This window comes from Hymenobacter actinosclerus (assembly GCF_900111515.1).
In the GTDB taxonomy this organism is placed as follows: Bacteria; Bacteroidota; Bacteroidia; order Cytophagales; family Hymenobacteraceae; genus Hymenobacter; species Hymenobacter actinosclerus.
Genome location: NZ_FOHS01000001.1, coordinates 425,224 through 439,457, shown reverse-complemented (window position 1 = coordinate 439,457; position 14,234 = coordinate 425,224). Strand labels below are relative to the sequence as shown.

The following is a 14,234-nucleotide window of genomic DNA, read 5'->3' as shown; positions in this document are numbered from 1 at the left end:
CCGACGATTCACCAAATTCCGGCGCCGCGCAATGAGTGCGCGGCGGCCGGTACGGCAAGGACGCTGAAATCAGGCCGGGTGGCTTGATTTCAGCGTCGCCCGGCAAGATTTAATGTAGTACCTTTGCAACTGAATAAGAGCATCGTTCGCGAGCACAGAATGGCGGAAGCATCAACTAAACGGCTAAATCAGGCGGCCAAAGACCTGAACGTTGGCACCTCCACGATTGTGGATTACCTGACGGAAAAAGGGCAGTCCATCGAAAACAAACCCACGACCAAGCTAACGGCCGAGCAGGTAACTATGCTCAACAAGGCCTTTGCGTCGTCGGTGCAGGATAAGAAGGAAGCCGAGAAAGTCAGCCAGGCCAAGCGGCAGAGCGAGTTAGAAGCTGCTGCGGCTCAGTCGCGTGCGGCCGAAGCCGCCAAGCCGACGCCTGCCCCGGCTCCCGAGCCCAAGCCCGAGCCGGCACCCGCCAAGCCTGCTCCCGCTGCCGCCGCCCCACCGGCCCCCGCCAAGCCAGTTGCCCCCGAGGCGCCGGCCGCCAAGCCCGCGGCTGCGGTTACACCCGAGCCCGCCGCGGCTCCTGCCGCTGCCGCTGCTCCCGAAGCCGCCGACACCAACCGTGTGCCGGGTCTGAAGGTGCTGGGCAAAATCGAGCTCGACTCGAAAGGCCGCCCCGTGCGCCCCAAGACTGAGAAGCCCGCAGCCGCCGAGAAGCCGGCCGAACCCAAAGCCCCCGAAGTGAAAGCCCCCGCGGCCAAAGCCCCGGAGCCTAAAGCAGCCGAAGCCAAAGCTCCGGAGGCCAAAGTGCCCGAGGTGAAAGCCCCAGCCGAAGCCAAGGCCCCGGAAGCGAAAGCGCCCGAGACTCCGGCTCCGGCCGCAGCGAAGCCAGCAGAGGCAGCGAAGCCGGCAGCCGAAGCCAAGCCAGCCGCTACTGCGCCAGCAGCCCCGGCCGCCGCTACGCCGACGGCTCCGGCTGCCGACGCGCCCGCCGAAGACAATACGATTGTCGCCAAAGCCGACCAGCTCAAGGGCCTGACGGTACTGGGCAAAATCGAGCTGCCCACCGACTCGTCGCGCCGCGGCGGCCGGGGAGCCCGCCCGGTAGCCTCGTCCGACGTGCGCAAGAGCGGCCTCAGCGCCGACAAGAAAAAGCGCCAGCGCATCCCAATGAATGGCCCTGGCCAGACGGGTGGTACTGGTGCCCCCCGCCCTACCGGCACTGGCCAGGGTGCCCGCCCAACGGGTACTGGCCCAGCAGCCAACCGCGGAGCCGGTGGTCGTGGTGGCAACACCAATACCCGCCAGCCGGCCGCACCGCTCACGCCCGAGCAGAACGACAAGCAGATTCAGGAGCAGATCAAAGCCACGCTGGCCAAGCTCAGCGGCGGCCGTGGTCAGTCGCAGAACCGCGCCAAGTACCGCCGCGACAAGCGCAGCAACGCCGCCGACGACCGCGAGGCGATGCGCGCGCAGAACGAACTGGACTCCAAGACGCTGAAGGTAACCGAGTTCATCTCGGCCAACGACCTGGCCTCGCTCATGGACGTGTCGGTGAACGAAGTGATTAAGGTATGCCTGAACATGGGCATGTTCGTTTCCATCAACCAGCGCCTCGACGCCGAAGCCATTACCGTAATTGCCGACGAGTTCGGCTACGATATTGAGTTCCTGTCGGCGGAGGAAGAGGAAACGGTAGCCGAGATTGAGGATGATGAGGCTGATCTGCAGCCCCGCGCCCCCATCGTGACCATCATGGGCCACGTCGACCACGGCAAAACCTCGCTGCTTGACTACATCCGCAGCGCCACGGTTGCCAAAGGCGAAGCCGGTGGCATCACCCAGCACATCGGGGCCTACGACGTGATGACCAAGTCGGACAAGCGCGTAACGTTCCTGGATACGCCGGGTCACGAAGCCTTTACGGCCATGCGGGCCCGGGGTGCCAAAGTCACCGACATTGCCATTATTGTGGTAGCGGCCGACGACTCGGTGATGCCCCAGACCCGGGAAGCCATCAACCACGCGCAGGCGGCCGGTGTGCCGATTGTTATTGCTCTCAACAAGATTGACAAGCCCGGCGCCAACCCCGATAAGGTGCGCGAAGAGCTGTCGGTGATGAACATTCTGGTAGAAGAATGGGGCGGCAAGTATCAGAGCCAGGAAGTATCGGCCAAAACCGGTGCCGGCATTGATGACCTGCTGGAGAAAGTACTGCTCGAAGCCGAGCTGCTCGAACTCAAAGCCAACCCCGACCGCAAGGCCGTGGGTACGGTTATCGAAGCTTCGCTCGACAAGGGCCGCGGCTACGTAACCACCATTCTGGTGCAGACCGGCACCATGGAAGTGGGCGACATTGTGCTGGCTGGTCCGCACTTTGGCCGCGTGAAAGCCATGACCGACCACCGCGGCAAGAAGATGAAGAAAGCCGGCCCGGCCACGCCGGTGCAGGTTCTTGGTCTGACGGGCGCACCCCAGGCCGGTGATAAAATCCAGGTAATGGAGACTGAGCGCGAAGCCCGTGAGTTGGCCACCCAGCGGCAGCAGCTGGCCCGCGAGCAGAGCATGCGCACCAAGAAGCACATCACCCTCGACGAGATTGGTCGCCGTCTGGCTATCGGCTCTTTCAAGGAGCTCAACGTGATTGTAAAGGGCGACGTGGACGGCTCGGTGGAAGCCCTGGCCGACTCGCTGCTCAAGCTCAGCACCCCGGAAATTGCCGTCAACATCCTCAGCAAAGGGGTGGGCGCTATTTCGGAGTCCGACGTACTGCTGGCCTCGGCTTCCGACGCCATCATCATCGGCTTCCAGGTGCGGCCTTCGCTCAGTGCCCGTAAGCTGGCCGAGCAGGAGCAGATTGATATCCGCCTGTACTCCATCATTTACAACGCCATCAATGAGGTGAAGGATGCCATGGAAGGCATGCTGGCCCCAACGGTGAAGGAAGTAGTGGTGGCCAACGCCGAAATTCGCCAGGTGTTCAACATTACCAAGGTGGGCGCCATCGGTGGCTGTATGGTAACCGACGGCACGTTTACCCGCAAAACCAAGGTGCGCCTCGTGCGCAACGGCATTGTGGTGTACTCGGGCGAAATCAAGGACCTCAAGCGCTACAAAGACGATGTGTCGGAAGTACGCCAGGGCTACGAGTGCGGTATCTCGCTCAAGAACTTCGACGAGTTGCAGGAAGGCGACAACATCGAAGGCTTCGAAGAGCAGGAGATCAAGCGGACGCTGTAGTTTGCGCTGAGTGCTGGCAGCCAGTACTTGCCAGCCTCTCCGGTTCAACCTACTGATCCTGTAAAGGCCACGGCCCCCAACCTGTTAGCAGGTTGGGGGCCGTGGCCTTTATGAGAAGTGAAACGGGCAGCTTTCAGCCCGCCGCTTAAAAGAACAGGAAGTGCTTTTTGCGCCGGTTGCTTCGTTGCTTGTCCGTCATGGGCTTGCCCTTGGGGTTGACGTAGCCGCCCTGGCGGGTCTGGCCGCGCTTGGGCGGCTTGGCCCCCACGCGCTTGTCTTTGAACTTACGGACCGTGAAGCCGCCGGTGCCCTTATCGTACTGGCGGTCGGGGCCGGCGCCGCGGCTGAGGCTGGAGTTGCCCGCCCCCGAGCGGGCGTCGAGCAGTTCCCGCTGCTGGTCGCGCTTGCTTTCCTCGGAGTTCATGCTCATGCGGCGCTGCATGTTGGCCACGTCGTCGGCCGAGGCTTTGCCGCGCTTGCGGGCCTGTTTTTGGGTGGCCTGCCGGGCCTGGGCTTCTTCCCGGGTCTGGCCGTCGAGCACGGCGGTTTGGGCGCGGGCGGCGGGGGCAGCAGCCCAGGTAGCGGCGGCCAGCGCCAGCAGAGAAAGCAACTTGTTCATTAAAACAGCGAAAAGAACGGCGGTTACACGTACGGCAAACGAACTGGCCGCCAGCGAAGTTAGTTCAAAGCCTCCAAAAACAGGCGGCCACCAGCCCGCCGGGCCTACGCGCAGCAAAGCCGGCGCCGGCCACCCGAGGGCAGCCAACGCCGGCTTTGCAGATGACAGGCTGCCTGCCTTATGCCCGGTTGCGCAGCGCGTCGCGGATTTCGGTGAGCAGCACCTCTTCCTTGGTCGGGGCGGGGTCGGCTACCACCACTTCCTGGGGCTTCTTGTAGCGGTTGGCAATTTTCACGAGCCAGAAGATGGCGAAGGCCATCAGCAGGAAGGTAATAACGGCGTTCATGAACAGGCCGTAGTTGATGGTAGCCGCCTGGGCCGCCTTGGCCGCCTCCAGCGTGGGGTAGGTTTTGCCATCGAGCGAAAGGTACCACTCCTTGAAGTCGAGGCCGCCGGTAAGCAGCGTCAGGATGGGCATCAGGATGTCGTCGGTGAGCGAGGTAACGATTTTACCGAAGGCTCCGCCGATGATAACACCGACGGCCAGATCGAGCACATTGCCCTTGGAAATGAACTCTTTGAATTCGGAAACGAAGCCCATACGCGGAAATTGGTTGAGGGTGAAAAAAGAGAGACGCGGCTTGAAGATAGTATTTTTCCTATTTGCGAGGCCGGCGCTGAATGCCGGAGTTCAAAGGTGGCCGTTTACCGGGGGCCGCAGCCGGGTTTTTCGCTCAACCCTGCCTTTCAGGCGCCCAGCCGGCCTGTCAGCCAGACGGGACGCGGCATTTCGTTCTATCTTTGGGCCCCGCTCCGGTACACTCCTTAGCCCCTCTCCCACCGCCATGCCCACCACTTTCGCCAACCTGCTCTACGACCTCGATGCCGCTTCCGGCATCCTCACCATCACCCTCAACCGCCCCGACAAGCTCAACGCCCTGAACGCGGCCACCATCGAGGATATCGGCAACGCGTTCCAGCAGGCCCTTCAGGACGAGCAGGTGCGTGGCATTCTGCTGACGGGCAGCGGCGAGAAGGCCTTCGTGGCCGGCGCCGACATTGCCGAGCTGGCAAGGCTCGACGTAATGGCCGCCCGCAAGGCGGCCGAGCGGGGCCAGGAAATCTTCTGCCGGATTGAGGAAAGCCCCAAGCCCGTGGTAGCCGCCGTAAACGGCTTTGCGCTGGGCGGCGGCTGCGAGCTGGCCATGGCCTGCCACATCCGGGTAGCTTCCGACAACGCCCGTTTCGGCCAGCCCGAGGTGAACCTGGGCCTGATTCCGGGCTACGGCGGCACCCAGCGCCTGGCCCAGCTGGTGGGCAAGGGCAAGGCCATCGAGCTGCTGCTGACGGCCGACATGGTGAAGGCCGAGGAGGCCCTGCGCCTGGGCCTGGTTACGCACGTGGTGCCCCAGGCCGAGCTGCTCGATTTCAGTCGCCAGCTGCTGGCGCGCATCCTGGGCAAGGCCCCGCTGGCCGTGGCCCTGTGCCTCGACTCGGTGAATGCCTACTACGACCAGCAGCGCCACGGCTACCAGACCGAGGCCCAGGGTTTCGCCCGCTGCTTCGCCTCCGACGACTTCAAAGAAGGTACCGCCGCTTTCCTCGAAAAGCGCCCCGCGGCCTTTACCGGCAATTAGGAATTATGAGTTTTGAGTTATGAATTGGAGGAAGCCATACGGGTTGCCTGTCTTTGAAATGGCCCGTCATTACGGCTTCTTCAGTTTGTAATTCATAATCCAAAATTCATAACTCATAATTCAAAAAAGATGGGTTTAGCGAAGAAGCTGGCGTCCCAGACGGCTATTTATGGGGTGAGCAGCATTGTCGGCCGGGTGGTCAACTTCTTCCTCGTACCCGTGTACACCGCACGCTTTGCGGCGGCCGAGTACGGCATCGTGACGGGGTTGTTTGCCTACGTGTCGTTTCTGAACGTGGTATTTACCTACGGCATGGAAACCACGTATTTCCGCTTCGCCAACCGCCCCGGCACCGACCGCCAAGAGCTTTATGACCGCTCGCTGACCCTGCTGCTGCTTAGCAGCGTGGCACTGACGCTGCTGCTGATGCTGCTGGCCCGCCCGCTGATGGGCCTGCTGGGTCTGCCGCCCGGGCACGAGCAGTACGCCTACTGGATTGCCGCCATTCTGGGGCTGGATGCGCTGACGGCCCTGCCTTTTGCCCGCCTCCGCCTCGAAAACAAGGCCCGCAAGTTTGCCGCTATCCGGCTGGCCAACATTGCCCTTAACGTGGGCCTGAACCTATTTTTCATCGTCGTCTGCCCCGATATTCTGGCCGGCAAGTACCTGCCGGCGCTGCAGCCGCTGGTGCAGGCTATTTACGACCCCACCATGGGCGTGGGCTACGTGTTCATCTCGAACGCGGCGGCCAGCGCCTTCACGCTGCTGCTGCTGGGCCGCGAGCTGACCGACTTCCGCTTCCGCCTGAACCTGGAGCCTTTGCGGCCCATGCTCAGGTACGCCTACCCGATTATGCTGATGGGTCTGGCAGGCATGGTGAACGAGATGCTCGACCGGATTCTGTTGCCCATCTGGCTGCCCAAGAACTTCTACTCCGGCCAGAGCAGCCTGGCAGCGGTGGGCGTGTACGGGGCCTGCTACAAGCTCAGCATCCTGATGAGCCTGGTGATTCAGGCGTTCAAGTACGCGGCCGAGCCGTTCTTCTTTGCCCAGAGTGAAGACAAGAATTCGCCCCGTACGTTTGCCCTGGTGCTCAAGTGGTTCACGCTGTGCTGTGCCATGCTGTTTGTGGGCGTGAGCGTGAACCTCGATTTGGTGGCGAAGGTGTTCCTGCGCAGCCCCGAGTACCTGCAGGGGCTGGCCGTGGTGCCGGTGCTGCTGCTGGCCAACCTGTTTCTGGGCGTCTACTGGAACCTGTCGGTGTGGTTTAAGCTCACCGACAAAACCTACTACGGCACCTACCTGGGCTTTGCTGGAGCCATACTCACCATCGCCCTCAATTTCCTGCTTATTCCGGTGCTGGGCTACATGGGCTCGGCCGTGGCCACGCTGGCCTGCTACTTTATGATGGCCGCGCTGTGCTGGTGGCTGGGCGAGCGGCATTATCCGGTACCCTACCCCGTAGCACGGCTGTTGGTTTGGCTGCTGGTGGCCGTGGGCATCGTGGCCCTGAGCTGGTACGTGCCGGTAGCGCCCGGCTGGGGCCGCTACGGCTTCCATGCCCTGCTCACGCTGGGCTTTGTGGGCCTGGTAGCCGTAGTGGAAGGCCGGCGGCTACGGAGTATTTAAGCGGCAAGCCTAAGAGGCAAGCCGCAAGCTACAAGCTGCAAGTCAGTTCGGGAAGCTTGCGGCTTGCAGCTCAAAACTTACCTTTGCCTTTATGCAGATTCCCGTTATCAACCGCTCGCGCCATGCATTGCCCGAGTACCAGACGGCCCACGCGGCCGGCCTCGATGTGCGGGCCAACCTCGCCGCGCCGGTTACGTTAGGTCCTTTGCAGCGCGCCCTCATCCCTACGGGCCTGTTTCTGGAAATTCCGGTGGGCTACGAAATGCAGGTGCGACCCCGCAGTGGGCTGGCCTACAAGCACGGCATCGGCCTGGTAAACAGCCCCGGCACCATCGACGCCGACTACCGCGGCGAGCTGCAGGTGCTGCTCGTTAACCTTTCGGACCAGGCGTTTGTGGTGCAGGACGGGGAGCGAATTGCCCAGCTTGTGGTGGCCCGCCACGAGGTGGTAGCCTGGCAGCCGGTCGAGGCCCTGTCGGAAACCGGCCGCGGGGCGGGTGGCTACGGGTCTACAGGCTCCGCCTGAATCATGGATTTTTAATTATGAATTTTGAATTGGTACAAGTTGAGTTTACCCCTCATTTACTGCACCGGCTTGCCTTTCGTAATTATCAATTCAGAATTCATACTTAAAAACTCATAATTAAAACCTCTTTTCAGCATGAAAATCATCGTTCCGATGGCTGGTATGGGCAAGCGCATGCGCCCCCACACGCTCACCGTTCCCAAGCCCCTGATTCCTATTGCCGGCAAACCCATCGTGCACCGCCTGGTGGAGGACATTGCCAAAGTATGCGATGAGCCGGTGGAAGAAGTGGCCTTTATTATCGGGCGCAGCTTCGGAAAGGATGTGGAGCAGGACCTGATCAGGATTGCCGAGTCGGTGGGCGGCAAGGGCACCATTCATTACCAGGATGAGGCCCTGGGCACTGCCCACGCCATTCTCTGCGCCCAGTCGGCCCTCGACGGGCACGTGGTCGTAGCCTTTGCCGACACGCTCTTCAAGGCCGATTTCACCCTCGACACCTCCGTAGATGGCACCATCTGGGTGCAGCGCGTCGACGACCCCAAGCCCTTCGGCGTGGTGAAGCTCGACGACCAGGGCCAGATTACCGACTTCGTGGAGAAACCCCAGGAATTCGTGTCAGACCTGGCCATTATCGGCATCTACTACTTCAAGGACGGCGAATATCTGCGCCGCGAACTGCAGTACCTGCTCGACAACAACATCATGGACAAAGGCGAGTACCAGCTCACCAATGCCCTCGAAAACATGAAAAACAAGGGCACCCAGTTCGTGCCCGGCCGCGTAACCGAATGGCTCGACTGTGGCAACAAGGACGCCACCGTGTACACCAACCAGCGCTATCTGGAGTTCCTGCAGGAGCGCGGCGAAAAGCTGACGGCCGCCTCGGCCCAGGTAACCAACTCGGTCATCATCGAGCCGGTGTATCTGGGTGAAAACGTGACTATTACCAACTCAGTAGTAGGTCCGCACGTATCGGTAGGCGCGGGCAGCAGCATCACGGGCTCGGTGGTAGCCAACAGCATCGTGCAGCAGTCGGCCACGGTGGAGCACGCCAACGTAGCGGGCTCGATGATTGGCTCGCACGCTACGCTCAGCGGCAAGTCGCTGGATTTAAGCGTGGGCGATTATAATACCATGCGGCTGTAAACAGCGTTAGGCAAATGGCGGGCGGCGGTTGGCAGCGGCAGCCTTGGGCGGCTTAGCTACCAACCGCCGCCCTTTTCTTTATCTTCACGGCAGGCCGCTCTACCTTCGGCCTGCCCGCTTTCCCTATGCCTCATTTCCGCGCGTTGCTGCTGCCCCTGGTGCTGAGTTTGTTGCTGCTGGCCGGGCCGGGGTATGCCCAGCAAAAAGCAACCCCGGCGCCCGGCCGGCCCAACGCCGCGCCGGCCAAGCTCAGCCGCAAGGAGCGCCGGGAGCTGGCCCGCCGCGCAACCCTCGACGCGGCGGCCCGGCAGCCGCGCGAGCTCACGCCCAAAGAGCGCGAAATGAGCGAGGCGTACTTCGTGGATGGCGTGCGCTACGTGCTGCTCGAAGATTACAACAAGGCCCTGGAGCGCCTGCTGAAAGCCTACGCCCTGAGCCCCGGCAACGCGGCCGTCAGCTACAAGATTGCCGAGGCCAACCTGCTGAGCGGCAACCTGCAGGATGCTACCAATTTTGGGCGGGCCGCTGTCAGGCTCGATCCGCAGAACCCCTACTACTACCTGCTGCTGGCCCAGATTTACACTTCGCAGAAGCAATACGAGGAGGCCACCAAAGTGTACACCACCCTCATCGAGCGGGTGCCCGATTCCAACTACTACCTTTTTAACCTGGCCGATTTGTACGTGGCCCAGGGCCGGCTCGATGAGGCCCTGACTACCTTCGGGCAGGCCGAGCAGAAGTTCGGGCCGCTCGACGAAATATCGTTCAAGAAGCAGCAGATTTACCTGCGCCAGAACAAGCTCGACCAGGCCCTGCAGGAGGGCGAGTCGCTTATCAAGTCGAACCCCGATGAGCCGCGCTACGTGCTGGCCCAGGCCCAGCTCTACGCCTCCAACCGCCGCTTCGACGACGCCGTGCGAGTGGCCAACCAGGCTTTGCGCGTCGACCCCGACAACCCCCGGGCCCGCATGATTCTGGCCGATGTGTACCGGCTCCAAAACAACCGGCCCGAATCGGAGCGCCAGCTGAAACAGGCATTCGAGAGCCCCAGCCTCGATATTGACGATAAGGTGCGCATCCTGATTGAGTACCTCAAGCAGCTGCCCAGCCCCGGCCTCAACGAAACAGCCCGCGCGCTGGCCGCCATTACGGTGCGGGTGCATCCGCGCGAGGCCAAGGCGTTTTCTATTGCCGGCGACATTGAAACTGTAACCGGCAACCGCGCCGCCGCCCGCGCCAACTACCTCAAGGCCATTAAGCTCGACAACTCGCGCTACCAGATCTGGCAGCAGGTGGTGCTGATTGACGCCGAGCTGAGCCAGACCGACTCGCTGCTGGCCCATACCGGGCAGGCGCTGGAGTTGTTCCCGAACCAGGCGCCGCTGTGGTTTTACAACGGCGTGGGCCACCAGCTGGAAAAGCAGCCGGCCAAGGCCGTGAAGTCGCTCGAATACGGCCGCAAGCTGGCCACCGACAACCCCGAGCTGCTGGCCCAGTTCGATACCCAGCTCGGCGACGCCTACCACGAGCTCAAGGACTACGCCAAATCGGACGCGGCCTACGAAGCGGCCCTGACCTTCGATGCCAACAACGCCCAGGCCCTCAACAACTACAGCTACTTTCTGTCGCTCCGGCGCGAGAAGCTGGACAAGGCCAGGGAAATGGCGGGCAAGCTGGTAAAGCAGTTCCCCGAAAATCCCACCTACCTCGACACCTACGCCTGGGTGCTCTACCAGCTCAAAGACTACGCCGGCGCCCGGCGGGCCCTGGAAACAGCGCTGCGCTTCTCCTCTGAGGCCACCATTGTCGAGCACTACGGCGACGTGCTGTTTCAGCTCGGCGACAAAGACAAGGCAGTGGCCGAGTGGCAACGCGCCAGCCAGAAAGGCGGCGCTTCGGCGCTTATCAACCGCAAAATAAAGGACAAGAAACTCTATGAATAACCGCCCCGCGCTGCTGCTGAGCGTACTGCTGGCCCTGCCCCTGCTGCTGGGCAGCTGCACCAAAAAGCTGCTGCCAACTGCCACCAGCCCCTCGGCCACCAACCCGGTGCCCGAGGCGGTAAAGGCGACCAACCTCGACTTCCAGTTCATGACCGCCAAGGGCAAGGCCCAGTTCGGCGACCAGAGCGCCAACGTTAATCTGCGCATGCGCAAAGACAGCGTTATCTGGCTGTCGGCGTCGTTGCTGGGCATTGAGGGCGGGCGGCTCTACATCACCCGCGACTCGGTGCAGGTGCTCGATAAGCTGCACCGCGAGTACTACGCCGGCGACTTTGCCTACCTGAGCAAGCGGCTGAACGTACCCGTCACCTTCGACATGCTGCAGGCCCTGCTGCTGGGCAACTACCTGGCCCCGCTCAGCCCCGCTACCCAGCCGGCCGTAACCACCGAGGGCACGGTGCAGCGCGTGCGCTACGCCCAGGCCGGCCTGCTGATTATGCAGCTCGTGGATTTGGCCCAGGGCCGCCCGCGCCAGCTGCTGGTGCAGGATTCGGTGCGGGCTCACCAGCTGACGGTGGACTACGCCGATTTCCGCCAGCTCGAAAGCAACCCCCAGCCTTTCGCCTTCGAAACCCAGGTGCAGGTGCAGCAGCCCGACCAACAGGCCCCCACCGTCATCACCCTGACTTACCGGGCCGTGGACCTGGACAAGGGCCGGCTGCAATTCCCGTTCTCCGTACCCAAAGGCTATGCGCGCAAGAAGTAAACCGGGCGTGCTTTTGCTGCTGACGCTGCTGCTGGCCGGTGCGGCCGCGCCGGTGGCGCAGGCCCAGAAAAAAGTCCCGACTACCAAAAAAAGCAAGGCCCAGCTGGAGCGCGAGCGGCGGGCCAACCTCAAGCGCATTCAGGAAACCAGCCGGATTCTGGCCCAGACCCAGCAGAAAAAGCAGGCCTCGGTGGGGCAGCTCAACGCCATCCAGGAAAAGCTGGTGGTGCAGCAGGGCGTTATCAAAAACATCAGCTCGGAGCTGCGCTACATTGAGGGCGACGTGCAGCAGACCGAGGGCCAGGTGCAGCAGACGCGCCAGCGCCTGGACCGCCTCAAGGCCGAGTATGCCCGCCTGATTTATGCGGGCTCGAAAACGGCCAACGGCTACAACCGCCTCATGTTTCTGTTCGCGGCCGAGTCGTTCAACCAGTTTCTGCTGCGCCTGCGCTACATCCGCCAGTACACCGAGGTGCGCCAGGCCCAGGCCACCCAGATTACCCAGGCCCAGCGGCGCCTGGGGCAGCAGCTCAGCGGCCTGCAGCAGCAGCGCCAGCAGAAAGGCTCGCTGCTGAACACCCAGCTTTCGGAAAAGAAAACCCTGACCACGCTTAAAGTGCAGCAGGATCAGGTAATCGTCAAGCTCACGCAGCAGGAAGAAAGCCTGCGCAAGGAGCTGGCCGACCGCCAGCGCGCCATCAGCCGGCTCGACAACCTGATTGCGCTGCGCGTGCGCGAGGAAATTGCCCGCGCCGCCCGCGAAGCCGCGCGCCGGGCCGCCGCCAAAGCCCGCGCCGCCGAAGTGGCCGCCAATGCGGGCCGCAGCCCCGGCGCTACCTCGCGCACCCCGGCCACGGCCGCCGCCGAAGAAGCCGCCGCCACCCGGGCCGAGCGCACTGACCGCGTAACGCTGACGCCCGAAACCGCCAAGCTGGCCGCCTCCTTCACCGACAACCGGGGCCGCCTGCCCTGGCCCGTGGGCAAGGGGTTCATCAGCCAGCGCTTCGGCCGCCACAACCACCCGGTGCTCAAAAACGTGGTGGTCGAGAACCGCGGCGTCGATATTCAGACCAATTCGGGCGAGGCGGTGCGGGCCGTTTTCAGTGGCAAGGTGCTCACGGTAGCCAGCGTGCCGGGCATGGGCAACATCGTGATGGTGCAGCACGGCGACTATTTCACGGTGTATGCCAAGCTGCGCAATGTCAGCGTCAGTGAAGGGCAAACCATCGACGCCCGCCAGACCCTAGGCACGGTGTCCACCAATTCCGAGGGCACCTCCGAAGTGCAGTTTCAGGTTTGGCACAACAGCGCCAATCTCAACCCCGAAAACTGGCTCGGCCGGAAATAGGGAGCAGGGAGCAGGGAGCAGGGAGGAAACGCGACTCTTCATTTATCTGGCATGGGGCATTGATGCCCGCCTGCTACTTCCTGATCCTCAGTGCCTAAAATAAAAAACCCGGCTCCAAAGGAACCGGGCTTTCCGAGCTATGAAAACAAACTTAGCTACCGGAATCCCTCCGCCATCAGCAGGCGGCTATTGCTAGCCGTTGCGGATGAGGTAAACTCCCGATAACCAGGCGAAAGATACCGGAGTGCGGAGGCTGGCATGCCCCAATTTCGCCCAACAGCCCTTTTCTCTCGATGAAGGGCCGGGTTTGTGGGTTGCTGTCGGGCAGCCCGCGCGGCTCACACCAGGTTGAGCCGGCTTAGTAGCGCGGCTTTAAAGGAGTTGCCGATGGGCACGGGCAGCAGGCTGGGGCCGCCTTCGGCCCCGCGGTCGGCTTCTACCAGCACCGCGTCGCTTTCGATGGTAATGATGCGGTCGAGGCGCACGATGTATTTGCGGTGCACGCGGGCAAAGTCGCGGACCGGCAGGCGGCTTTCCAGCTCCTTCATCGTGCTATAGATGGTGAACCGCTCCGAGCCGGCAAAGATATTCACGTAGTCGCCCAGGGCTTCGATGTAGCGGATATCGGCGGTTTTAAGCCGCATCAGCTTGTGGTCCTGCTTGATGAAGATTTCGTTCTGGCTTTTGCTCAGGTACAGGTTTTCGGCCGTATCGTTGGCCAGGCGCAGCAGGTCGTCGAGTTTCAGGCGCTCCTGCTCCAGTTCGAGGCGGGCACGGCGCAGCTCCAGGTGCGCCACTACCTCGCGGGCCAGCACGGCCAGGGCATTGCGCTGGCTGTCGGTGAGGCGGCGGGGTACGGTATCGATGGCGCAGAGCGTGCCCAGCGCATCGCCCTGGGGCGTAAGCAGCGGGTAGCCGGCATAGAAGCGGATATTCGGGTCGCCGGTTACTAATTCGTTGTGCTCGAACAGCGGGTGGAGCGTGGCATCCTCAATTTCATAAAGCGTGCAGCCCTGAATGGCATGCTGGCAAAAAGCCATTTCGCGCGGGGTGCTTTCGGGCCAGTTCTGGTCGGTGCGGGCCTTAAACCACTGCCGCTCGCCATCGAGCAGCGAAACCAGCGAAATGGGCGTGTTGCAGATATAGGAGGCCAGGCGCACCAGATCGTCGAAGGCGGCTTCGGGCGGGGTGTCCAGGACTTCGTAGGACTGAAGGGCGGCAAGCCGACGGATTTCCTGAGCCCGTGAATGGCCCGGTTGCGTTTTGGGAGGAAATGTCGATTCTTCCAATAGCATAGCGGTGCAATAAAAATTAAGGGAGCCAATGGCTTCCGGATTTACTAAATAACAGCGCTGGCGCCGTTTTGGCGGTGTA

General features: G+C 62.3%; 11 protein-coding genes. 8 read left to right on the top strand and 3 right to left on the bottom strand.

The features are described from left to right. The first annotated feature begins 159 nt into the window (after positions 1-159). Positions 160-3,243, top strand: a complete 3,084-nt coding sequence (infB, locus tag BMY67_RS01815; protein ID WP_092767737.1) for a translation initiation factor IF-2 — start codon at positions 160-162, stop codon at positions 3,241-3,243. 145 nt (positions 3,244-3,388) lie between these two features. Here infB and BMY67_RS01810 read toward each other — a convergent pair whose 3' ends face one another. Further along, on the bottom strand, positions 3,389-3,862 hold the full coding sequence (locus BMY67_RS01810) for a hypothetical protein (protein WP_092767735.1): 474 nt from the start codon (positions 3,860-3,862) through the stop codon (positions 3,389-3,391). A 178-nt stretch (positions 3,863-4,040) separates the two neighbouring features. Continuing rightward, positions 4,041-4,463, bottom strand: a complete 423-nt coding sequence (mscL, locus tag BMY67_RS01805) for a large conductance mechanosensitive channel protein MscL (protein ID WP_092767733.1) — start codon at positions 4,461-4,463, stop codon at positions 4,041-4,043. Between the two features lie 244 nt (positions 4,464-4,707). Here mscL and BMY67_RS01800 point away from each other — a divergent pair, with 244 nt between their 5' ends. The 7 genes from BMY67_RS01800 to BMY67_RS01770 all read left to right on the top strand — a co-directional run bounded on the left by BMY67_RS01800 (position 4,708) and on the right by BMY67_RS01770 (position 12,860). Then, positions 4,708-5,499: an enoyl-CoA hydratase/isomerase family protein gene (locus BMY67_RS01800; protein ID WP_092767731.1), complete on the top strand. Its 792-nt coding sequence runs from the start codon at positions 4,708-4,710 to the stop codon at positions 5,497-5,499. A 129-nt stretch (positions 5,500-5,628) separates the two neighbouring features. Beyond that, on the top strand, positions 5,629-7,128 hold the full coding sequence (locus tag BMY67_RS01795; RefSeq protein WP_092767730.1) for a polysaccharide biosynthesis C-terminal domain-containing protein: 1,500 nt from the start codon (positions 5,629-5,631) through the stop codon (positions 7,126-7,128). A 91-nt stretch (positions 7,129-7,219) separates the two neighbouring features. Next, entirely contained in the window at positions 7,220-7,654 is a 435-nt protein-coding gene (dut, locus tag BMY67_RS01790) for a dUTP diphosphatase (protein ID WP_092767728.1), read from the top strand. A gap of 135 nt (positions 7,655-7,789) precedes the next feature. After that, a complete protein-coding gene (locus BMY67_RS01785; RefSeq protein WP_092767726.1) occupies positions 7,790-8,803 on the top strand; it encodes a sugar phosphate nucleotidyltransferase in 1,014 nt (337 codons plus the stop codon). A 125-nt stretch (positions 8,804-8,928) separates the two neighbouring features. Further along, complete coding sequence (locus BMY67_RS01780) at positions 8,929-10,746, top strand: tetratricopeptide repeat protein (protein WP_245744840.1); 1,818 nt, start codon at positions 8,929-8,931, stop codon at positions 10,744-10,746. After that, the gene (locus BMY67_RS01775; protein WP_092767722.1) at positions 10,739-11,512 is read left to right on the top strand and encodes a lipoprotein insertase outer membrane protein LolB1; all 774 of its coding nucleotides are present in this window, start codon (positions 10,739-10,741) and stop codon (positions 11,510-11,512) included. The genes BMY67_RS01780 and BMY67_RS01775 overlap by 8 nt, the downstream gene beginning before the upstream one ends. Then, entirely contained in the window at positions 11,496-12,860 is a 1,365-nt protein-coding gene (locus tag BMY67_RS01770) for a murein hydrolase activator EnvC family protein (protein WP_245744838.1), read from the top strand. The genes BMY67_RS01775 and BMY67_RS01770 overlap by 17 nt, the downstream gene beginning before the upstream one ends. Positions 12,861-13,198: 338 nt before the next feature. Here BMY67_RS01770 and BMY67_RS01765 read toward each other — a convergent pair whose 3' ends face one another. Beyond that, positions 13,199-14,155 carry a GAF domain-containing DNA-binding protein gene (locus tag BMY67_RS01765; RefSeq protein ID WP_092767720.1) on the bottom strand — a complete coding sequence of 319 codons (957 nt, stop codon included), beginning with the start codon at positions 14,153-14,155 and terminating at the stop codon, positions 13,199-13,201. Positions 14,156-14,234 lie beyond the last annotated feature (79 nt).

Coding starts and splice junctions, on each gene's coding strand:
- infB (WP_092767737.1), top strand. CDS start 160: ATGGCGGAAGCATCAACTAAACGGCTAAATCAGGCGGCCAAAGACCTG.
- BMY67_RS01785 (WP_092767726.1), top strand. CDS start 7,790: ATGAAAATCATCGTTCCGATGGCTGGTATGGGCAAGCGCATGCGCCCC.
- BMY67_RS01765 (WP_092767720.1), bottom strand. CDS start 14,155: ATGCTATTGGAAGAATCGACATTTCCTCCCAAAACGCAACCGGGCCAT.
- BMY67_RS01770 (WP_245744838.1), top strand. CDS start 11,496: ATGCGCGCAAGAAGTAAACCGGGCGTGCTTTTGCTGCTGACGCTGCTG.
- BMY67_RS01780 (WP_245744840.1), top strand. CDS start 8,929: ATGCCTCATTTCCGCGCGTTGCTGCTGCCCCTGGTGCTGAGTTTGTTG.
- BMY67_RS01795 (WP_092767730.1), top strand. CDS start 5,629: ATGGGTTTAGCGAAGAAGCTGGCGTCCCAGACGGCTATTTATGGGGTG.
- BMY67_RS01800 (WP_092767731.1), top strand. CDS start 4,708: ATGCCCACCACTTTCGCCAACCTGCTCTACGACCTCGATGCCGCTTCC.
- mscL (WP_092767733.1), bottom strand. CDS start 4,463: ATGGGCTTCGTTTCCGAATTCAAAGAGTTCATTTCCAAGGGCAATGTG.
- BMY67_RS01775 (WP_092767722.1), top strand. CDS start 10,739: ATGAATAACCGCCCCGCGCTGCTGCTGAGCGTACTGCTGGCCCTGCCC.
- dut (WP_092767728.1), top strand. CDS start 7,220: ATGCAGATTCCCGTTATCAACCGCTCGCGCCATGCATTGCCCGAGTAC.
- BMY67_RS01810 (WP_092767735.1), bottom strand. CDS start 3,862: ATGAACAAGTTGCTTTCTCTGCTGGCGCTGGCCGCCGCTACCTGGGCT.